A 20,589-nucleotide genomic window follows, 5' to 3' on the forward strand; every position below is an offset into this window, starting at 1 on the left:
CCACCGGGAGCGGCTGGCCGAGCGGATCGGCATCTGAGCGACCCTCGGGTCGGCCAGGGACGGCACAAGGGACCCCAGTGGCCCCGGACCCCTGGCTCATGGTGAGCGGCCCGGCCGGGGAGCTGGCGGTCCACCTGGCGGGAGCGCCTGGCCCGGCCCGGCGGCGGGCCCTCGTCGTGCCGGGCCTGCCGACCGAAGCCGGTGCGGCTCCGCGCACCGGTGCGACCTTCCCGGCCCTGGCCGACCACCTGGCCGCCACCGTCGGGTGGCAGGTGGCGGCCGGCTGCCTGCGGGGGGTCGGCCGCTCCCCCGGGGTCTTCTCCGTGCGGGGCTGGCAGGAGGACCTGGCGACCCTGGTCGGCTGGCTGGGGGGACCGGTCTGGCTGGTGGGGTTCGGCCTGGCCGGGACCCTTGCTCTCTGCCTAGCGGCCAGCGAGCCGGCGGTCGTGGGGGTCGCCGCCCTCGGGGCGCCGGCCGACCTGGGTCCTTGGCTGGCCGATCCGGAGGAAGCCCTGGCCGGGGCCCGGCGCCTGGGGGTCGTGCCGGCTGGCAGCCCGCTCGACCCGACCGCTTGGGCCGCCGAGGGGCTGGGGATCGACCCCCTGGCTGCCGTGGCCCGGCTGTCGTCCCGCCCGGTCCTGCTCGTGCACGGCCAGGACGACGAGGTGGTGCCGGTCCAGCACGCCCGGGACCTGGCCGCCGCCGGGGGGGAAGCGGTGGAGCTGCGGGTGCTGGCCGGGGCCGGGCACCGGCTCCGGGCCGACCCCCGGGTGGTGGCCCTGCTGATCGGCTGGCTCGAGCGCCAAGGGGCCTGACCGCCCGCACGGCCCTCAGGGCTGGGGCGCGGGGCGAGCCGGTTCGTCCAGGGCCTGGTCGATGGCGTGCCGGAGGCGGCGGGCTGCCCGTTCGGGGTCCGGGGCTTGGACCAGGAACCGGACGACGACGAAGCGGCGGACCCCGGCGGCCGCGAGCGCGGGGACGGTCTCGGGCCGGACGCCGCCGGTGACGAAGACGGGGAGGGGTGACCGACGGGTCGCCCAGCCGGCGTAGGCCAGGCCGGTGCCGGGCCGACCGGGCTTCGTGGGGGTGGGCTCGACCGGGCCGGCCGAGCAGTAGTCGATCGGCTCGCTGAGGGCCGCCTCGAGCTGGGCCGGCTCGTGGGTGGACCGCCCAAGCAGCTGGTCGGGGCCCAGGAGGCGCCGGGCCTCCTCCGGGGCCATGTCCTCCTGGCCGACGTGGCACCCGGCTGCCCCGGCGGCCAGGGCCAGGTCGGGCCGGTCGTTCACCACGACGGGCACGTCGAAGGGCTCGGCGAGGGCCACGAGGAGCCGGGCCCGGGCCACGACCTGCTCGTCGGGCAGGGCCTTGTCCCGCAGCTGCACGAGGTCCACCCCGCCCCGCAGGCAGGCGGTGACGAAGGCCGCCAGGTCGGGTCGGTCGGGGGTGCAGAGGTAGAGGCGGCGCTCGGCCAGGTGCCAGCGGCGGGCCGCCGGGGACGGCTCGGGCCCCGGCGGGCTCACCGGGCGGCCTTGGCGGCCCGTTTCATCGCCTGCTTGGCTTCCCGGACGGCGGCCAGGCTGGCCGGGTCGACGATGTCGGCCACCGAGAGGAAGACGCCGGGTTCGCCGAAGGGGGCAGTGGCCTCCCGCCAGCCCCGGGGCCGGACTCCGAACTGCTTGGCGAGCAGGGCAGCGAAGATCTTGGCCTTCTGCTCCCCGAACCCCGGCAGGACCGCGAGCCGCCGGACCAGGTCGGGGCCGTCGGCTGCTTCGGTCCACAGCCGGCTCGGGTCCCCCTGGTAGTCGGCGACCAGGGTCTGGCAGAGGGCCTGGGCCCGGCGGGCCATGGCGGCAGGGAAGCGGTGCAGGGCCGGCTTGGCGGCGAAGAGCCCCTCCAGCCAGGCCGGGTCGGCCTCGGCGAGGGTCTTGGCCCGCAGGGGCTGGCCAAGGCGCTCGGCCAAGAGGGCCGGGGCGGCGAAGGCCCGTTCCATCGGGATCTGCTGGTCGAGGAGCATCCCGAGCAGCAGCGCCAGGGGCTCCTCGGCCAGCAGCCGGTCGGCGTGCTCGTCCCCGGCCAGGTGCAGTCGGCCGGGCTGAGCCGGGTCGCTCAGGGCAGCCACGGCGCTGGGGTGTCGGGGTCGATGCCGTGCTCGGCGATGGCCGCCTGGACCTCAGCCGGCGAGGCCTGGCCGCTGCGGGCCAGCTCGGCGAGGACCGCGACCACGAGGTGGCCAGTATCCACCTCGAAGAACCGGCGAAGGTGCTCCCGGGTGTCGGACCGCCCGAACCCGTCGGTGCCGAGCGGCACGAAGGGACGGGGGACGAACCGGGCCACCTGCTCGGGCACCGCCCGGACGTAGTCGGTGACCGCCACCACCGGGCCTTGGCGGTCCGCCAGGTTGCGGGTCACCAGGGGCGTGGCCGCCGGGCGCGAGGGGTGGAGCCGGTTGTCCCGCTCGACCGCCAGGGCCTCGGCTCTGAGCTCGCTGTAGGAGGTCACCGACCAGCAGTCCACGGCGACCTGGTGCCGTTCGGCGAGCACGCTGCGGGCCTCCATGGCCGCCTGCCAGAGGGGGCCGGAGAAGAGGATGGTGGCCTGGCGCCAGCCGGGCTGGGCCTGCTCGGGCGGCTCGGCGAAGCGGTACATGCCCTGGAGGATGCCCTGGGCCACCTCGTCGCCCCGGGGCCCGTCGGGCAGGGGCGGCATGCGGTAGTTCTCGTTGTAGAGCGTCAGGTACCAGAAGCGGTCCTCGGGCTCGGGGCCAAGGATGCGTCGGACGGCCTCCTCCACGATGACGGCGATCTCGTAGGCGAACGCCGGGTCGTAGATGCGGGCCGCCGGGTTCACCGAGGCCAGGACTGGGGAGTGCCCGTCGTCGTGCTGGAGCCCCTCGCCGTGGAGGGTGGTCCGCCCGGCGGTGCAGCCGGCCAGGATGCCCCGGCCCCGGATGTCGCCGAGCAGCCAGGCGAGGTCCCCGGTGCGCTGGAAACCGAACATGGAGTAGAAGAGGTAGACGGGCAGCATGGGCCGGCCCCAGGTGGCGTAGGAGGTGGCCAGGGCGATGAAGCTGGCCATGGCCCCGGCCTCGCTGATGCCCTCCTGGAGGACCTGGCCCTTGCGGTCCTCGGCATAGCGCAGGATGAGGTCGGCGTCGACCGGGGTGTAGCGCTGGCCCTCGGGGGCGTAGATCTTGCGCTCGGCGATGATGGGCTCGAGGCCGAAGGTCCGGGCCTCGTCGGGCACGATGGGGGCGACGAGGGGCCCGATCTCGGGGTCCCGGACGAGGTTCCTGAGCAGCCGGGCGAAGGCCATGGTGGTGGAGACCGCCTGGGTGCCCGATCCGCTGCGCAGATCGGCGAAGGCTTTCTCCTCGGGGAGCTTCGTCGGCCGGGCCCGGACCACCCGGGTCGGGACCGGCCCAGCCAGCATCTTGCGCCGGGCGGCCAGGTACTCGTGGGCCTCGGAGCCCTCAGGAGGGCGGTAGTAGGGGGGGAACTCGGCGTCGAGGGCCTCGTCGGGGATCTCCTCCTGGAGGTAGAGGCGGTCCCGGAGGGCCACCAGCTGGGCCTTGGTCATCTTCTTGATCTGGTGGGTGGCGTTGCGGGCCTCGATCTCGGGCCCAAGGGTCCAGCCCTTGATGGTCTTGGCCAGGATGACCGTCGGCGCCCCGGTCTGCTCGGTGGCCAGCTTGTAGGCGGCGTAGAGCTTCCGGTAGTCGTGGCCGCCCCGGGGCAGGGCCTGGAGCTCCTCGTCGGAGAGGTGGGCGACGAGCTTGCGCAGCCGGGGGTCGGGCCCGAAGAAGTGCTCCCGGATGTAGGCCCCGGACTCCGTGGCGTACTTCTGGAACTCCCCGTCGGGGGTGGTGTTCATCTTGTCCAGCAGGACCCCGTCGACGTCGCGGGCCAAGAGCTCGTCCCATTTCGAGCCCCAGATGACCTTGATGACGTTCCAACCGGCCCCCCGGAACATGGCCTCGGCTTCCTGGATGATCTTGCCGTTGCCCCGGACCGGCCCGTCGAGGCGCTGGAGGTTGCAGTTGACGACGAAGATGAGGTTGTCGAGGTGCTCCCGGCCGGCCACCCCAAGGGCCCCGATGCTCTCGACCTCGTCGAGCTCACCGTCGCCCAGGAAGGCCCAGACCCGGCTCTGGGAGGTGTCGACCAGCTCCCGGTGGAGCAGGTAGCGGTTGACGTGGGCCTGGTAGATGGCGCAGATCGGTCCCAGGCCCATGGAGACCGTGGGGAACTCCCAGAAGTCCGGCAGGAGGCGGGGATGGGGGTAGCTCGGCAGGCCCTGGCCGCCGACCTCCTGGCGGAAGTTGTCCAGCTGCTCCTCGCTCAGGCGCCCCTCCACGTACGCCCGGGCGTAGATGCCCGGGGAGGCGTGGCCCTGGAAGAACACTTGGTCCCCGAAGCCCCCGTCGGCCTTGCCCCGGAAGAAGTGGTTGAAGCCCACTTCGTAGAGGGACGCCGAGGAGGCGTAGGTGGAGAGGTGGCCCCCGATGCCGTCGGCCCGCTGGTTGGCCCGGGTGACCATGACCGCCGCGTTCCAGCGGATGTAGGCCCGAATGCGCCGCTCGAGGTACTCGTCGCCGGGGAACCAGGGTTCTTGGTCCGGCGGGATGGTGTTCACGTAGGGCGTCGAGACGGTGGCCGGGAAGCCGACCTGCTGGGCCAGGGCCCGTTCCAGGAGCTTCATGAGCAGGAACCGGGCCCGGCCCCGGCCGTGGGTGGCGACGACGGCGTCGAAGGAGTCGAGCCACTCGGCGGTCTCCTCCGGGTCGATGTCGGGGAGCTGGTGGGACATGCCGTCGAAGAGCATCACTCCCGATGCTAGGGCGGGGCCTCGTCGCTTGCGTCGTTACCAGCGGGTCAGCTCAGGCGAAGCCCACCACCGGGTGGGGCACGTAGGGGGCCTCCAAGGCGGCCCGCTCCTCGGTGCCGAGCTCGAGCTCCAGGGCCCCGAGGGCGTCGCGGAGGTGGTCGGGCTTGGTCACGCCGACGATGGGGGCAGTGACGCCCGGCTGGTGGAGCACCCAGGCCAGGGCGACCTGGGCCATCGGCACGCCGTGGCCCTCGGCCACTTGCTGGACGGCCGCCACGACCTGCCGGTCGCTCTCCAGCTGGCCGTAGAGGGAGCGGCCGAAGTCGTCGGTGCGGGACCGCTCGGTCTCGCTGTCCCAGGGCCGGGCGAGACGACCCCGGGCCAGGGGGCTCCAGGGGATGACCCCCACGCCCTGGGCCCGGCACAAGGGCAGCATCTCGCGCTCTTCCTCCCGGTTCAGGAGGTTGTAGTGGTCCTGCATGCTCACGAAGCGCTCCAGGCCGAGTTCCTTCGCGGTGAACAGCATGGTGGCGAACTGCCAGGCCCACATGGAGGACGCGCCGAGGTAGCGGACCTTGCCGTCGCGGACCGCCCGGTCCAGGGCGGCGAGGGTCTCCTCGATCGGGGTCGTGGGGTCGAAGCGGTGGATCTGGTAGAGGTCGACGTAGTCCGTGCCCAGCCGTCGGAGGCTCTGGTCGAGCTCGTGGAGGATCGCCTTCCGGGAGAGGCCCCGGCCGTTGGGGTCGGGCCGCATGCGGCCGTGGACCTTCGTGGCCACCACGACCTCCTCCCGACGGGCGTAATCCCGCAAGGCCCGGCCCAGGATCTCCTCGCTGGTCCCGTCCGAGTAGACGTTGGCGGTGTCGAAGAAGGTCACCCCGGCCTCGAGGGCCTGGCGGATGATGGGCCGGGCCGCCTCCTCGTCGAGGGTCCACGGATGGTTGCCCCGGTGCGGCGCCCCGAAGCTCATGCAGCCGAGGCAGATCCGCGAGACCTGCAGGCCGGTCCGTCCCAGGTTCGTGTACTGCATCGCGCGCCCCCTCCGCTCGGCCCTGACGCCACCGCCACCGGCCCCCGGCACCCTAGCGAGTCGGCTCAAGCCCGTGGCCACGGGGGCCGATGCCGAGGACATGGCGTCGGGGGTCCCCAAGGTCCGGCGCGCCCTGGATCCAGGGGCGGTCGACGTCGGCGCCGACGCCGCCGGGCGGCGGCCTGCGGCCTCCCGGTCGCTGGACCCGGTCCTGGCGGGGGCGGCGGACGCGGCCGGGATCCTCGAGGCGGCCGCCGACCTGGCCGCTGGCCTGCCGGGGGTGCGGGCGGCCCTCGTCGTGTGGGCCGACGGGCGCCGCCCCCAGCGCGTGGTCTGGCGAGGCGACCCTGGCGGGGACCTCGAGGCGCTCGCCGCCTGGACCCTTCATCGGGCAACGGCCGACGGGTCGACCGCCCCGGCCGCCGCCCCGGGGGGAAGCGGGGAGCGGTGGCTGGTGGTGCCGGCGCGGCCTCGGGACGGCGGCCCGGGCCCGGGTGCCGGCGCCCGCGGGGCCCTCGGGGTGCTCCTCGGCGAGCCCCGCGTCCGGTCAGGCGACCTCGACGCGCAGCTCGCGCTCCTCGGCGAGTGGCTGGGCCTCGCCTTCGGCCGGCTTCGGGCCGAGGCCGAGGGCCTGGCCCGGCTGGTCCGTCGAGACGCCCTCCTCGGCGCCGCCCGGGCCCTGGCCGGGCGGGACCCGACCGAGGGTCTGGCCCGGCTCCTCGCGGGCGTCCTGCGCTCGGAGGAGGCGACCTGGGCTGCGCTCTACGAGTGGGAGCCGACCGAAGAGGTCCTAGTGCTCCGGGCCGCCGCCCCGGGGGAGGCGGCCACCGCCCTGCCGCCCTCGCTCCCGGTGGACCCGGCTCGAGAGCCGGCCGTCGGCGCGTCGGGGGGCGAGCAGCTCGCCCTTGCGGGATGGACGGGTCCGGGCCGACCCTGGGCACTGGCCCTCCGGCCCGACGGCCAGCAGCTCGCCGGGGCCCTGGTGCTGGAGGGGCCCGGCGACGAGGGTGCTCGCGCCGTCCGTCTGGAGGCGCTCGCTGCCCTCGCCGGCTTGGCCCTGGCGCGAGCCCGTCTGGCCCGCGAGGTCGACGGGCTCGCAGGCGAGGACCTGGTGACGGGGCTGCCCGGAGAGGGCACGCTCGAGCGGCTCCTTCGGGTCCGCCTCGCCGACGCCGCCCGGCGGGGCCTGCCCCTGGTGGTGCTGGCGGTGGCGGTCGAGCAGGCGGTCCCGGCCGCCGGGCGGGTGGACCCGGCCCTGGTGGAGGCCGCCGCCGCCCGCCGGTTGCGGGCCATCCTGCGGGGCGCCGATCTGGTGGGGCGGGTCCCGGGGGGGCTCGTGGTGGTCCTCTCGCAGGTCGGGTCCTTGCCCGGGGCGAAGGGAGTGGCCGAGCGGGTCCTGAGCGGTCTGGCCGAGCCGCTGCCCGGGGAGGGCTGGATGGCGATGGTGCGGCCGCGGGTGGGCCTGGTGCTGGCGGCCGGCCCTCGGGAGCCCCTGGAGGTGGTGGCGGCTGCTCTCGCCGGCGTGGCCGAGGCCCGGCGCCAGGGGGTTCCCTTGGTGATGACCGCCCTTCCCGGGGGGCGAGGCCCGATGCCGTGCTAGGCAAGGAGGATGCCGGCCGACCAGGGCGTGACGATCGTCTACACCGACGGTTCCTGCCACGGGAACCCGGGTCCGGGAGGATGGGCCTGGGCCGTCCCGAATGGGCCTTACGCCTCGGGGGCCGAGGCCAGGACCACGAACCAGCGGATGGAGCTCACGGCCGTCCTGCGGGCCCTCGAGGCCCTCCCGGGCGCACTGGAGGTGGTCAGCGACTCGACCTACGTGGTGCGCTGCTTCCAGGACCGCTGGTGGGAGGGGTGGCGGCGCCGGGGCTGGCGGAACGCCTCGGGCCAGCCGGTGGCGAACCGGGACCTCTGGGAACCGGTGTTGGCCGCCGTGATCGACGCCGGGCGAGCCGTGCGGTTCCGCTGGGTGAAGGGCCACGCCGAGGACCCCATGAACGCCCTCGTCGACGCCCTGGCGAACCGAGCGGCCAGCCGCCAGGTCGGGGAGCGGGGACAGGTCGACCGGGGGGCGCTTCTGGCTGCCGACCGGCCGGTTCCCTAGCATGCCCCCCATGGAACTGACTGGAGCATCAGCAGTGGTGACCGGCGGGGCTTCGGGCCTCGGGGCCGGGACGGTGCGGGCCCTGGTGGCCCAGGGGGTTCGCTGCACCATCTTCGACCGGAACGAGCAGGGGGCCCGGGCGCTGGCCGACGAGCTGGGCTCCCTGGCCAACGTCGTCGCCGGGGACGTCACGAAGCCCGAGGACTGCCAGCGGGCGGTCGACCAGGCGGCCGAGGGCGGCCAGCTGCGGATCGCCGTGAACTGCGCCGGGACCGGCTGGGTCGGCCGGGTCATCAACAAGGACAACTCGCCGCACGACCTCGACGCCTTCCGCTTCATCCAGGAACTGAACGTCATCGGCACCTTCAACGTCATGACCCGGGCCGCCTCGGCAATGGCGAAGCAGGAGCCCCAGGCGAACGGGGAGCGCGGCCTCGTCGTCAACACGGCGTCCGTGGCGGCCTTCGACGGCCAGATCGGCCAGCTGGCCTACTCGGCGTCGAAGGGGGCGGTGGTGGCCATGACCTTGCCGGCCGCCCGGGACCTCTCGGTGGTGGGCATCCGGGTGATCACCATCGCTCCGGGCCTCTTCGACACCCCCCTGCTGGGTCTGCTGCCCGAGGAGCAGCGTCAGGCCCTCGGGCAGTCGGTGCTGTTCCCCAAGCGGCTCGGCGACCCGGCCGAGTACGGCGCCCTGGTGGTCCACCTGGCCCAGAACCCGTACCTGAACGGCGAGGTGATCCGGCTGGACGGGGGCATCCGGATGCCGCCAAAGTGACCCCAGTCGCAACTGATCCCAGTCGCAATTGACCTCAGTCGCAGCTGATCTCGCCGTCGCCGCTCGCTGACCGACGGCCTCGGCCGGACAGAGGGCAGGCGGAGGGTCGGGGCCCCGGGTCGTTCCCGGGGTCCCGACGCGTCGGGGCGACGACCCGGTTCGGCGGGCGGGCAGCGGGGAAGTGCCGTGTGGGGGCGTGGCCGGTAGGCTCGCCAAGGAAGCTGCCAGCGCGGGCATGGGCCGGGTCTGTTCGGCTCTGTCCGGCGATGGTCGCCCCCGGCGCGCCGTGGACGGGCCGGGCGGTGCGAGGCGAGGTGTGGCCGGCGGGCTGCCGGCTGCCGGTGAGGAGGTGGTGGCGACGGCCGGAGAGACGGTGTTCGACCTGGTGGTGCTGGGTGGTGGACCCGGCGGCTACGCCACCGCTCTCTACGGGGCGTCCGCTGGCCTGCGAGTGGCCGTGGTGGAGCGGGACAAGGTGGGAGGGACCTGCCTGCACCGGGGCTGCATCCCGGCGAAGGAGCTGCTGGAGACGGCCGCGGTGTACCGGACGGTCAGCGAGGCCAAGGAGTTCGGGGTGCTGGCCGAGCAGCCGGCCATCGACTTCCGGACCAGCCAGGCCCGCAAGCAGAAGGTGGTCGACCAGAACTACCGGGGCCTCCAGGGCCTCATGGCCGGCCGGGGCATCACGGTGGTGGCCGGCACCGGGCAGCTGCTGCCGGGCCGTCGGGTGCAGGTGAGCGGCCCGGACGGCACGGTCGAGATCGCCGGTCAGCACGTCGTGCTGGCGGCGGGTTCCCTGCCCCGCTCCATCCCCGGCTTCGAGGTGGACGGCCGCGTGGTGCTGACCTCGGACGAGGTCCTCGACCTGGAGACCCTGCCTCGCTCGGTGGCGGTCATCGGTGGGGGGGCCATCGGCTGCGAGTTCGCCTCCATGTTCGCCGACCTCGGCACGCAGGTGACGCTCTTGGAGGCGATGCCGACGCTGTTGCCGGGTTGCGACGAGGACGTGGCGGCGGTGGTGCAGCGCTCCTTTCGGCGCCGGGGCATCGCTGTGCACACCGGCGTGCAGGTCCACGGGCATCGGCCGGGCCCCCAGGGCACCACCGTGGCCTTCGGGGACGGGCAGGAGGTCCAGGTGGACGCCGTGGTGGTCAGCGTGGGCCGACGCCCGGCGAGCGAAGGGCTGCTGACCCCGGGCACCGGCGTCCAGATCGACCAGCGGGGCTACGTCGTCGTCGACCGCTGGCAGCGCACCGGCGAGCCCGGGGTCTACGCGGTGGGCGACATCGTGGCTACCCCGCAGCTGGCCCACGTCGGCTTCGCCGAGGGCATCGTGGCGGTCAAGACCATCCTGGGCGAGCCGGCCGACCCGGTGGACTACGACCGGGTGCCCTGGTGCATCTACTGCCAGCCCGAGGTGGCCTTCGCCGGGTTGACCGAGGCGGCGGCCCGGCAGGCCGGGTTCGACGTGGTGGTGAAGAAGGACCCCTTCGCCGGGAACAGTCGGGCCCGGATCCTCGGGGCCACCGAGGGCCTGGTGAAGGTGGTGGCCGAGCGGGGCCCCGACGGTCGGGCCGGCCGGGTGCTCGGGGTCCACCTGGTGGGCCCCTGGGTGACCGAGCAGCTCGGCCAGGGGTACCTGGCGGTCAACTGGGAGGCGACGGTCGACGAGGTCGCGGCCTTCGTCCAGCCGCACCCCACGCTGTCGGAGTCCTTCGGGGAGACGATGCTGGCGCTCACAGGGAGGGGGTTGCACGTTGGCTGACGTGGTCATGCCGCAGCTCGGCGAGACGGTCACCGAAGGGACGGTGACCCGCTGGCTCAAGGCGATCGGCGAGCGGGTGGAGCGGGACGAGCCGCTCTTCGAGGTCTCGACGGACAAGGTCGACTCTGAGGTGCCCGCGCCGGCCAGCGGCGTGCTGGCCGAGATCCGGGTGCCCGAGGGCGAGACGGTCGACGTGGGCGCGGTCCTCGCGGTGATCAGCGAGGGCCAGGACGCCCCGGCGAGCCCCCCGTCCCCGGCCCCGGCGGCCGCCCCCCCGGCGCCCCCGCCGGCGGCGCCAGCACCCCCGCCCCCCCCGGGGCCCGCGGCGCAAGCGGCCGGCGCGGCAGCGCCCCCGCCAGCGACACCGAGCGCCCCGCCACCCCCGCCCCCGAGTGCCGCCCCAGCGGCTCCTCCCACGCCGGGGATCTCCAGTCCGGGGAGCCCCAGTCCGGGGAGCCCCAGTCCGGGGAGCCCCAGTCCGGGGGCCCCAGCGCCGGCGGTGCCGGCCGCGGCGGCCGCCCCTCCGCCGCCACCAGCCGCTCCTGCCTCGGCGCCCACTGAGGAGGTGCCGGGGAGATTCGGCGAGGGCGAGCCCGACGGCAACGGCCAAGGCACAGGGTTGCTGCTGTCGCCGGTGGTGCGGCGGCTGATGGCGGAGCACGGACTGACGGCCCAGGACGTTCCTGGCAGCGGGCCGGGAGGCCGGATCACCCGGGCGGACGTCCTCGCGGTCATCGATGCCCGCCGGGGCGCAGGATCGGCAGGGGCACCGGCCCCGGCGGCGTCGCCGGCTCCGGCGGCAGCGCCGCCACCGGCGGCCCCGAGCGCGGCCCCGGCGCCGGCGGCGGCCCCGAGCGGGGGGACCCCCACCCCGGCGGCCTCCCCGGCCGGGTCGGTGGCGAGCGGAGCCCTGCGCTCCCCCGACCTGCCGGCGAGCCGGCCCGCCGAGGTGAGCCGGGTCGTGCCCGGCGGGGCCTCGATGGTGGCCGGTCCCGACGACCAGGTCGTGCCCTTCAGCAACATCCGGCGGCGGACCGCCGAGCACATGGTGCGGTCGAAGGCCACCTCGCCGCACACCCTGGTGGTGACCGAAGCCGACTTCGAAGCGGTGGACCGGGTGCGGGCCGCGGTGGGCGAACGGTTCCGGGAGGAGGAGGGCTTCTCCCTCACCTACCTGCCCTTCGTCGCCCGGGCGGTCATCGAGGCCTTGCGGCGCTGGCCGCATCTGAACGCCTCGGTGGGGGACGACAGCCTGGTGGTGCACCGGCGGATCCACCTGGGGATCGCTGTTGACCTCTCCTTCGAGGGGCTAGTAGCCCCCGTGGTCCACGACGCCGACGCGCTGTCGGTGCGGGGCCTGGCCCGGGCCATCCGGGACCTGGCAACCCGGGCCCGCTCGAAGCAGCTGAGCCCCGACGACCTGGCCGGGGGCACCTTCACCATCACGAACCCCGGCCCCTACGGCACGTTGCTGACCGGGCCGATCATCAACCAGCCCCAGGTGGCCATCCTCTCGACCGACACGGTGCGGCGGCGGCCGGTGGTGGCCACGTTGCCCGACGGGAGCGAGGCCATCGTGATCCACTCGGTGGGGCTGCTGTCGCTGACCTGGGACCACCGGGCGGTCGACGGGGCCTACGCCGCGGCCTTCGTGCACGACGTGGCCGAGCTGATCGCCGGCTACGACTGGAGCCGGGAGCTCTAGGGCCGGGGATGGCACCGCTCGAGGAGCCCCTGCGGGTCCGGGAGCTGGGCCGGGTCCGCTACGCCGAGGCCTGGGACCTCCAGCGGGCCCTCCACGGGGCGAGCGGCCAGTGGCTGCTGCTCCTGGAGCACCCTCACGTCTTCACCCTGGGGGTCCGGGCCGACCCGGCGCACGTCCTGGTGGACCCCGACGCGGTCGGCGCCGATCTGGTGCGGGTGGACCGGGGCGGGGACGTGACCTACCACGGGCCCGGTCAGCTGGTGGCCTACCCGATCCTGGACGTGCCGATGGGGCCCCAGGCGGTGCCCAGGCATGTGGCCGCCCTCGAGGAGGTGGTGATCCGGACCCTCGCCGACCTGGGCCTCGGGGCCGGCCGGCTCCCGGGCTACCCGGGGGTGTGGGTCGAGCCCGAGGGTGCCCGGCCCCGGAAGATCTGCGCCATCGGGGTGAAGGTGGCCCGGGGCCGCTCCATGCACGGCCTGGCCCTGAACGTGGACCCGGACCTGGCCTGGTTCGGGCGCATCGTCCCCTGCGGCATCGCCGACAAGCCGGTGACCTCGCTGGCGGCCGAGGGGGTGGAGGCGAGCGTGCCCGAGGTCGCCGAGCTGCTGGTGGCCCACGCGGCGCGGATCCTCGGGCGGGGTCGCCCCCTGGAGCGCCAGGCCGTGGACTGGGCCCGGGGTCGGGGCCTGGCCCCCGGGCCGGGCCCGGCGGGGGCCGCGCCGGCCGGGGAGCCGGTGGCCTTCCGGCGGCTGCGGCGAGCCGGCGTGGAGCCCGGCGGAGGGCTGCCGCTGGCGAGCCGGAAACCGGCCTGGTTGCGGGTCCCTGCCCGCATGGGCGCCCCCTTCCAGGGGACCGCCGGGGTGGTCCGGGAGCGGCGGCTGGTGACGGTCTGCGAGGAGGCCGGCTGCCCGAACATCTTCGAGTGCTGGGCGGCGGGCACGGCCACCTTCATGATCAACGGCGCCCAGTGCACCCGGTCCTGCGGTTTCTGCGAGGTGGTTACGGGCCGGGCCGGACCCCTGGACCCCGGTGAGCCCGAGCGGGTGGCCGACGCCGTGGCCGCCTTGGGGCTCGGGCACGCGGTGGTGACCGCCGTGGCTCGCGACGACCTGCCCGACGGCGGCGCCGCGGCCTTCGCCGCCACCGTGGCTGCTATCCGGCGGCGCTGCCCGGGGACCACGGTGGAGGTGCTGGTGCCCGACTTCCAGGGCGATCCCGAGGCCCTCGACGCGGTCCTGGCAGCGCGGCCCGACGTGGTGAACCACAACCTCGAGACGGTGGCCAGGCTGCAGCGGGCGGTGCGGCCCCAAGCCGGCTACGCCCGGAGCCTGGCCCTCTTGGCTCGGGCCAAGCGGGCCGGCGCGACGACGAAGTCCGGCGTGATGGTCGGCCTGGGCGAGCGGCTCGAGGAGGTCCTCGGGGCGCTCGCCGACCTGCGGGGGGTGGGGGTGGACGTGGTGACCGTCGGGCAGTACCTGCGGCCGAGCGTCCAGCACCTGCCGGTCCAGCGGTTCTGGACCCCCGAGGAGTTCGAGGCGCTGGCCGAGGCCGGGCGGGCCATGGGCTTCTCGTACGTGCAGGCCTCGCCGCTGACCCGCTCGAGCTACCACGCCCGGGAAGCGGCCCAGGGGGTCGGGACGGTCCGCTCGGCATGAGCGCCAGCAGCGTGGACCTGCGGGCGGTGCGGGCCCGGCGGCTCTCGGCGCTGCGGGCCCGCCTGGCCAGCGCCGGAGTGGACGGGCTGCTGCTCTCCCACGGCGCCGACCTCCCCTGGCTGACCGGCTACCGGGCCATGCCCCTCGAGCGGCTCACCATGCTGGTCGTGCTGCCGGAGGCCGACCCGGTGCTCGTGGTGCCGGAGCTCGAGGCCCCCCGGGTGGCGGCCGAGGAAGCCCAGGTGACCCTGGCCCCCTGGTCGGAGGGGGCCGATCCGGTCGAGCTGGTGGTGGACCTGCTGCGGCGGGGGCCCTGGCCGCCTGGCCGGCTGGCCGTCTCGGACCGGGCGTGGGCGGTCGACCTCCTGCGGCTCCAGGCTCGGCTCCCCGAGGTCCAGTGGCTGGCGGCCTCGGCGGTGACCGGGCCGCTGCGAGCGGTGAAGGACGAGGCCGAGGTCGAGGCCCTGGCCGGGGCGGCGGCGGCGGCTGACGAGGTGGCCCGGGCGATCCAAGCCGGCGAGGTCCCCCTGCGGGGCCGGTCCGAGGCGGCGGTGGCCGAGGAGGTCGGTCGGCGGCTGCGGGAGGCCGGGCACCAGGCGGTGAACTTCGCCATCGTCGCCAGCGGGCCGAACGCTGCCAGCCCCCACCACGAGCCCGGCGGGCGGGTCCTCGAGACGGGGGACACCGTGGTGCTGGACTTCGGGGGTACCTGGGCCCGGCCCGGCGACGTCGGCTACTGCTCGGACATCACCCGGACGGTGGTCCTCGGGCGGGCCAGCGCCGAGGTCCGGGAGGCCTACGCCGTCCTGGAGGCCGCCCAGGCGGCCGCCCGGGCCGCGGTCCGACCGGGGGTGACCGCCGGGTCGGTGGACCGGGCCGCCCGGGGGGTCATCGAGGACGCCGGCTACGGCCGCTGGTTCATCCACAGGACGGGCCACGGCATCGGGGTGGAGGAGCACGAGGAGCCCTACATCACCGCTGGCAGCGAGGTCGTCCTGGAGCCGGGCCATGTCTTCTCGGTCGAGCCCGGCATCTACCTGCCGGGACGCTTCGGCATGCGGCTCGAGGACATCGTGGCGGTGCGGCCCGAGGGGCGGGCCGACCTGAACCAGGCGCCCCGGGGGCTGGTCGAACTGGACGGCTGAGCGGCGCGTCGGGCCGCCCGGCCCCGCCAGCCACCCCCTCCTAGGCTCGGGGTCGTGGAGGTGGGGGCAGTGGGGGCGGCCGACGCCCCGAGCGAGCCGGCCGGGGAGCGGAGCCGGCACTACCTGCGGCTGCTCCTGGCCCTACTGCTGCCCGCGGCCCTCTTCGACAGCTACGACAGCCAGCTCCGCGCCCTGCTGCTGACCCAGCTGAAGGCCTCGTTCCACGTGGGCACCGCCGCGGTCGGGGTCGCGAACATCCCCATCGGGGCCGGCCAGTTCCTCGCGTTCTTCCTGGTGCTCCGGGCCGACCGGGTCGGCCGGCGGCCGATCCTGCTGTGGTCCATCCTGGGCTACACCGTCTGCACCACGTTGACCGCGGCGTCGTGGAACCTCTGGTCCTTCGCCGCCTTCCAGTTCGGGGCCCAGGTGTTCGTGGGCGCCGAGTTCGGGGTGGCGGTGACCCTGCTGGCCGAGGAGGTCCCCGCCGCCGCCCGGGGCCGCTACCTCGGCCTGCTGCTGTTGTTCAGCCCGGCCGGCGCGGTGCTCGGCGGCCTGCTGGTGGCCGTCGGCTTCCTGCACAACCCCCTGGGGTGGCGGGCGTTCTTCCTGCTGGCCACCGTGCCGCTGCTGGTGGTGGCCGTGGCCCGGCGGCGGCTGGAGGAGAGCCGGGCCTACCTGGCCGCCCGGCGGGCCCCGCCGGCGCGCCGGTCCTGGCGGGAGGTGGTGGCCGGCGCGGTGGCGGTCTGGCGGACCGAGGACCGGGGCCGGGTGCTCGCCGTAGGCGTCATCGCGTTCCTCCAGGGGGTGCCGGCGGCGGGGCTGATCGGCTGGTGGACCTACTACGCCGAGCACCAGCGCCACCTGGCCGACGGGCTGGCCGGGGCGTTCTTCGCCGCCGCCGCCCTGTTCTCCATGGTGGGCTACGTGGCCTGCGGCCGGCTCATGGACCGGCTGGGCCGCCGGCCGACGGCCGTGGGGTACGTGCTGGGGGCGGTGGCCTGCGCGGTGGTGACCTTCCAGGTGGCCGACCCCTGGGTGATGCTGCCGTTCCTGCTGGGCACGGCGTTCTTCGGCGTGGGGGTGGCCCCGGTGCTCTCGGCCTTCGCCACCGAGCTGTTCCCGACCGAACGGCGGGCCCAGGCCGGGGCCTGGATCCGCAACGGCTTCGGCAACACCGGCTCGATCCTCGGCCCCACGCTGGTCGGGGTCCTCGGGGCCAGCGGGGGGCTGCTCGGCACCGTCGGGAACGCGGCCACCGTCATCGCGCTGGTGGTCCTGCCGGCTGCCGCCATCGTCTGGTGGGCCCTGCCCGAGACGGCCCGACGGGACCTGGCGAGCACTGGGCCGCTCAGGCCACGAAGTACTTCGCCTGGGGATGGTGGCAGACCAGGGCGACGGTCGACTGCTCGGGGTGGAGCTGGAAGCCCTCGCTGACACTGACCCCGATCCGGCCGGCGTCGAGGAGGGCCCAGGCCTTCTCGTTGTCGGCCAGCTCCGGGCAGGCCGGGTAGCCGAAGGAGTAGCGCCCCCCGCGGTACTGCTGGCGGAAGAGGCCGGTCAGGGTGGGGCCGTCCTGGTCGGCGAAGCCCCACTCCTCGCGGACCCGGCGGTGCCAGTACTCGGCGAGGGCCTCGGCCATCTCGACCCCGAGGCCGTGGAGGAGCAGGTAGTCGGTGTAGCGGTTCTCGGCGAAGAGCCGGGCGGTTTCCTCGGAGACCCGGGGGCCGACGGTGACCAGCTGGAAGCAGGCGTAGTCGGGCCGGCCCGAGCCGACGGGGGTGAAGAAGTCAGCGATGCAGAGCCAGGGGGCCTTGCGCTGCCGGGGGAAGTGGAAGCGGACCCGCTCGACCCGGCGGTCGTCGTCCTCGTAGACCACGAGGTCGTCGCCGTCGGCGTGGACCGGGAAGTAGCCCCAGGCCACCTGGGGCACGAGGAGGTCCTTCGCCTTCGCCAGGTCCAGCTGCTCCCGCAGGACCGCCGAGACCCGCTCCTTGAAGGTGGCGTCGTCCTCGCCGGCTAGGGGCCGGTAGCCCCACTGGTTGCGGAACAGGGCGGTCTTGTTCAGGTAGGCGGCCACGTCGTCGAGAGGGATGCCCTTGGCCACCCGGGTGCCGAGGAACGGGGGGGTCGGTACCTCGACGTCGGGGTCGACCTCGGGGGAGCGGGTCGGCACCGGCCCCTCCTCGACCGGCTGCTGGCTGCGCCGGGCCGGCAGGACCCGGCCCCCGGGGCGGCGCCCGAACTCGGGGTCGTCGAGCTCCCCGCGGCGCAGGGCCATGAGCTGGTCCATGGTCCGCAGCCCTTCGAAGGCGTCCTTGCCGTAGAAGACCCGGCCCTTGTAGACCTCCCGGAGGTCCCGCTCGACGTAGCTGCGGGTCAGGGCGGCGCCCCCGAGCAGCACCGGCAGCTCGTGACGGCCCAGGCGGTTGAGCTCCTCGAGGTTCTCCCGCATGACCAAGGTGGACTTCACCAGGAGGCCGCTCATGCCGAGGGCGTCGGCCCGGTGCTCGTCGACCGCCTGGAGCATCTCGGGGAGCCCGACCTTGATGCCGAGGTTGACCACCCGGTAGCCGTTGTTGGACAGGATGATGTCGACGAGGTTCTTGCCGATGTCGTGCACGTCGCCCTTCACGGTGGCCAGCACGACCGTCCCCTTGCCGCCCTGCTGGCTCTTGGGCATCTTGGGCTCCAAGTAGGCGACCGCCGCCTTCATGGTCTCGGCCGACTGCAGGACGAAGGGCAGCTGGAGCTCCCCGGAGGCGAAGAGGTCCCCGACGGTCTTCATGCCGTCGAGGAGGATGTCGTTCACGATCCCGAGCGCATCGTGGCCGGCGGCCAGGGCCTCCTCGAGGTCGTCCTCCAGGCCGTTGCGGTCCCCGTCGACGATCCGCTGGGCCAGGCGCTGCTCGACCGGCCAGTCCCGGCGGTCCTCCACCGGGCCGCTGTGGGCCCGGACCCCTTCGAAGCGGGCGATGAGGGCCGCCAGGGGGTCGTAGCCGTCCCGGCGCCGGTCGTAGATGAGGTCGAGGCACAGGGCCCGGACGTCCTCCTCGATGCGGTGCAGCGGCATGATCCGCCCGGCGTGGACGATGGCCGCGTCCAGGCCGGCCTCGACCAGCTCGTGGAGGTAGACCGAGTTGAGGACGTGGCGGGCGGCCGGGGCGATCCCGAAGGAGACGTTGGAGAGGCCGACGATGGTGTGGACCCCGGGCAGCTCCTCCTTGATCCGCCGGATCGCTTCGACCGTGGCGAGGCCGTCCCGGCGACTCTCCTCCATGCCGGTGGTGAGGGGCAGGACCAAGGGGTCGACGAGGAGGTCTTCGGGGGCCAGGCCGTAGCGGTCCACGGCCAGCTCCACGATGGCCCGGGCCGCCTTGAGCTTGTGCTCGACCGTCCGGCCCTGGCCGTCCTGGTCGATGCAGGTGCAGACCACCGCGGCGCCGTGCTCGCGGGCGAGGGTGAGGAAGCGGTCCAGCCGGCCGCCCGGGGCGTCCCCGTCCTCGAGGTTGACCGAGTTCAGCAGGGAGCGGCCCCCGAGGCGCTCGAGGGCCACCTTGGCCACCTGGGCCTCGGTGGTGTCGACCATGATCGGCAGGCTGGCTTCGGTGGCCAGGCGGCTGGCCACCTCGGCCATGTCGGCCGGTCCGTCGGCCCCGGTGTAGTCGACGCAGACGTCGAGGACGTGGGCGCCCTCGCGGACCTGCTCCTTGGCCATGGTGACCACCGTCTGCCAGTCGCCGGCCAGCATGGCCTCCCGGAAGCGCTTGGAGCCGTTCGCGTTCGTCCGCTCCCCGACGATGAGGAACGAGGTGTCCTGGTGGAGGGTGACGGCCGAGTAGATGGAGGCCACGGCCGGTTCGAGGACCGGGTGGCGAGAGGCGGGGTCGAGGTCCCGGCAGCGGGCCACCACGGCGGCCAGGTGGGCCGGCGTGGTGCCGCAGCACCCCCCGACGACGCTGACCCCGGCCTCGGTGACGAACCGGGCCAGGTGGTCCGCCAGCTGGTCGGGGGTGAGGTCGTAGTGCATGGCGCCGTCCCGGACCTCGGGCAGGCCGGCGTTGGGTTGGACGGCGATGGGGACGGGGCAGTGGGCCCCGAGGTGGCGGACGGCCTCCCACATCTCGGCGGGCCCCGTCGCGCAGTTCAGGCCGAGGACGTCAGGGCGCAGGGGCACCAGGGTGGTGAGGGCGGCCCCGATCTCGGTGCCCGGCAGCATGCGGCCGGTCAGCTCGATGGTCACCTGGACCTGCAGGGGCACCCGGCGGCCGAGGGCCACCATGGCCCGCTTGCAGCCGGTGATCGCTGCCTTGGCCTGGAGGAGGTCGAAGACGGTCTCGACGAGCAGCAGGTCCACGCCCCCGGCGAGCAGGGCCCGGGCCTGCTCCTCGTAGACGTCGGCCAGTTCGGCGTAGCTGACCTGGCCGAGGGTGGGGAAGCGGGTCCCTGGGCCCAGGTTGCCGGCCACCCAGCGGGGACGCCCGTCCTCGGTGGCGGCCCGGTCGGCCTCCGATCGGGCCAGCTCGGCGGCCGTCCGGTTGATGGCCTCGACCCGGTCGGCCAGGCCGTACTCGGCGAGGACCAGGCGGTTCGCCCCGAAGGCGTTGGTCTCGACCACCTCGCAGCCCACCGCCAGGAAGGCCCGGTGGATGCCGGCCACCACGTCGGGGCGGGAGAGGACCAGGGCCTCGTTGCACCCCTCGAGGGCCGGGCCGCCGAAGTCCTCGGGGCCGAGGCCGGCCAGCTGGAGGTTCGTGCCCATGGCCCCGTCGAAGACGACCACCCGCGAGCGGGCCGCGTCGAGGTAGGCGGCGCCACGGGAGTCCACGGGGAGCTGGTCGATGGCCACGGCCGCCCGCTCCCTGGTCCCGGCCGACGGGCCGGGCGCCGGGTCGTCGGCTGCCACCTCAGGGTCCACGGGCCCCACGCTACTGGCCCCCGGCGAGGGGACGACCGCTAGCATCCCGCCGTGGTCCGCATCTACACCCGCACGGGCGACGACGGCACCACCGGCCTGCTCTACGGCGGGCGGGTCCCGAAGTGGTCGGCGGCGATCGAGGCGAACGGGGCGGTGGACGAGGCCCAGGCGGCCATCGGGGTGGCCCGGGCCGAGGTGGCCGGGTCGGCCCTCGACGAGCTGCTGCTCGGGGTAGAGCGGGACCTCTGGGTGCTCATGGCCGAGGTGGCCACCGAGCCGGAGCACCGGGGGAAGCTGGCGGCCCGCGACCAGCTGGTCACCCCGGCGATGGTCGAAGCCCTCGAGGCCCGGATCGACGAGGTCCTCGCCCAGACCGCCCTGCCGGCGGCCTTCGTGGTGCCCGGGGCGAACCGGGCCTCGGCCCTCTTGGACCTGGCTCGCACCGTGGTCCGGCGGGCCGAGCGGCAGGTCATGGCCCATCCGCCGGCGCCGGACTCCCTGGCCGGGCGGTACCTGAACCGGCTCTCGGACCTGCTCTGGGCCCTGGCCCGGGCGGCCGAAGGGGAGGACCACCCCCTGGCCCGCCAGGTCGCCCCCCGGGTCGGGGGGGCGGCCCGGGACTCGGCGGGTGGCCCGAGCGGCGAGGAAGAAGAGGAAGGAGC

The 20,589-nt window shown here is 74.9% G+C and carries 15 protein-coding genes; 10 read left to right on the forward strand and 5 right to left on the reverse strand.

The genetic code is table 11. The features are described from left to right. A partial coding sequence (locus Acit_RS13280; protein ID WP_282436883.1) for an alpha/beta hydrolase occupies nt 1-815 on the forward strand: 815 nt, incomplete at its 5' end. Nucleotides 816-830: 15 nt separating this feature from the next. Here the strand turns inward: Acit_RS13280 and thiE are convergent. Genes thiE through Acit_RS11870 form a run of 4 tightly spaced genes read right to left on the reverse strand, consistent with a single transcriptional unit; the run spans nt 831 to nt 5,854 of the window. Beyond that, the gene (gene thiE / locus Acit_RS11855) at nt 831-1,520 is read right to left on the reverse strand and encodes a thiamine phosphate synthase (protein WP_248109261.1); all 690 of its coding nucleotides are present in this window, start codon (nt 1,518-1,520) and stop codon (nt 831-833) included. Continuing rightward, complete coding sequence (locus tag Acit_RS11860; protein WP_248109262.1) at nt 1,517-2,119, reverse strand: HhH-GPD-type base excision DNA repair protein; 603 nt, start codon at nt 2,117-2,119, stop codon at nt 1,517-1,519. Before Acit_RS11860 ends, thiE begins: the two co-directional genes overlap by 4 nt. Next, complete coding sequence (aceE, locus tag Acit_RS11865; protein ID WP_248109263.1) at nt 2,107-4,821, reverse strand: pyruvate dehydrogenase (acetyl-transferring), homodimeric type; 2,715 nt, start codon at nt 4,819-4,821, stop codon at nt 2,107-2,109. Before aceE ends, Acit_RS11860 begins: the two co-directional genes overlap by 13 nt. 55 nt (nt 4,822-4,876) lie before the next feature. Next, the gene (locus Acit_RS11870) at nt 4,877-5,854 is read right to left on the reverse strand and encodes an aldo/keto reductase (protein ID WP_248109264.1); all 978 of its coding nucleotides are present in this window, start codon (nt 5,852-5,854) and stop codon (nt 4,877-4,879) included. Between the two features lie 73 nt (nt 5,855-5,927). Here Acit_RS11870 and Acit_RS11875 point away from each other — a divergent pair, with 73 nt between their 5' ends. The 8 genes from Acit_RS11875 (at nt 5,928) to Acit_RS11910 (ending at nt 16,446) form a co-directional block, all read left to right on the forward strand. After that, complete coding sequence (locus Acit_RS11875; RefSeq protein ID WP_248109274.1) at nt 5,928-7,454, forward strand: hypothetical protein; 1,527 nt, start codon at nt 5,928-5,930, stop codon at nt 7,452-7,454. Between the two features lie 9 nt (nt 7,455-7,463). Then, nucleotides 7,464-7,961: a ribonuclease H family protein gene (locus Acit_RS11880; RefSeq protein WP_248109265.1), complete on the forward strand. Its 498-nt coding sequence runs from the start codon at nt 7,464-7,466 to the stop codon at nt 7,959-7,961. Between the two features lie 10 nt (nt 7,962-7,971). Beyond that, on the forward strand, nt 7,972-8,739 hold the full coding sequence (locus tag Acit_RS11885; RefSeq protein WP_248109266.1) for an SDR family NAD(P)-dependent oxidoreductase: 768 nt from the start codon (nt 7,972-7,974) through the stop codon (nt 8,737-8,739). Between the two features lie 352 nt (nt 8,740-9,091). After that, nucleotides 9,092-10,504, forward strand: coding sequence for a dihydrolipoyl dehydrogenase (lpdA, locus tag Acit_RS11890; protein ID WP_248109267.1), 1,413 nt, complete (start codon nt 9,092-9,094; stop codon nt 10,502-10,504). Nucleotide 10,505: 1 nt separating this feature from the next. After that, complete coding sequence (locus Acit_RS11895) at nt 10,506-12,209, forward strand: dihydrolipoamide acetyltransferase family protein (protein WP_248109273.1); 1,704 nt, start codon at nt 10,506-10,508, stop codon at nt 12,207-12,209. Between the two features lie 8 nt (nt 12,210-12,217). After that, nucleotides 12,218-13,867, forward strand: a complete 1,650-nt coding sequence (lipA, locus tag Acit_RS11900; RefSeq protein WP_248109268.1) for a lipoyl synthase — start codon at nt 12,218-12,220, stop codon at nt 13,865-13,867. Beyond that, a complete protein-coding gene (locus Acit_RS11905; protein WP_248109269.1) occupies nt 13,864-15,012 on the forward strand; it encodes an aminopeptidase P family protein in 1,149 nt (382 codons plus the stop codon). Before lipA ends, Acit_RS11905 begins: the two co-directional genes overlap by 4 nt. Nucleotides 15,013-15,066: 54 nt before the next feature. Continuing rightward, nucleotides 15,067-16,446: an MFS transporter gene (locus Acit_RS11910; protein WP_248109270.1), complete on the forward strand. Its 1,380-nt coding sequence runs from the start codon at nt 15,067-15,069 to the stop codon at nt 16,444-16,446. On the opposite strand, the gene metH is transcribed toward Acit_RS11910, so the two are convergent. Beyond that, nucleotides 16,361-19,858, reverse strand: a complete 3,498-nt coding sequence (gene metH, locus Acit_RS11915; protein WP_376746062.1) for a methionine synthase — start codon at nt 19,856-19,858, stop codon at nt 16,361-16,363. The two genes, Acit_RS11910 and metH, sit on opposite strands and share 86 nt — an antisense overlap. 120 nt (nt 19,859-19,978) lie before the next feature. Between metH and Acit_RS11920 the strand changes: the two genes are divergently transcribed. Beyond that, the coding region (locus Acit_RS11920) for a cob(I)yrinic acid a,c-diamide adenosyltransferase (protein WP_248109272.1) at nt 19,979-20,589 on the forward strand (611 nt) is incomplete at its 3' end.

This window comes from Aciditerrimonas ferrireducens (genome assembly GCF_023130475.1).
GTDB classification, from domain to species: Bacteria; Actinomycetota; Acidimicrobiia; order Acidimicrobiales; family UBA8190; genus Aciditerrimonas; species Aciditerrimonas ferrireducens.

Bases quoted from the DNA above. Each gene is read 5' to 3' on its own strand.
- aceE (WP_248109263.1), bottom strand. From the start codon at position 4,821: ATGCTCTTCGACGGCATGTCCCACCAGCTCCCCGACATCGACCCGGAG.
- Acit_RS11870 (WP_248109264.1), bottom strand. From the start codon at position 5,854: ATGCAGTACACGAACCTGGGACGGACCGGCCTGCAGGTCTCGCGGATC.
- Acit_RS11885 (WP_248109266.1), top strand. From the start codon at position 7,972: ATGGAACTGACTGGAGCATCAGCAGTGGTGACCGGCGGGGCTTCGGGC.
- Acit_RS11880 (WP_248109265.1), top strand. From the start codon at position 7,464: ATGCCGGCCGACCAGGGCGTGACGATCGTCTACACCGACGGTTCCTGC.
- Acit_RS11905 (WP_248109269.1), top strand. From the start codon at position 13,864: ATGAGCGCCAGCAGCGTGGACCTGCGGGCGGTGCGGGCCCGGCGGCTC.
- lipA (WP_248109268.1), top strand. From the start codon at position 12,218: ATGGCACCGCTCGAGGAGCCCCTGCGGGTCCGGGAGCTGGGCCGGGTC.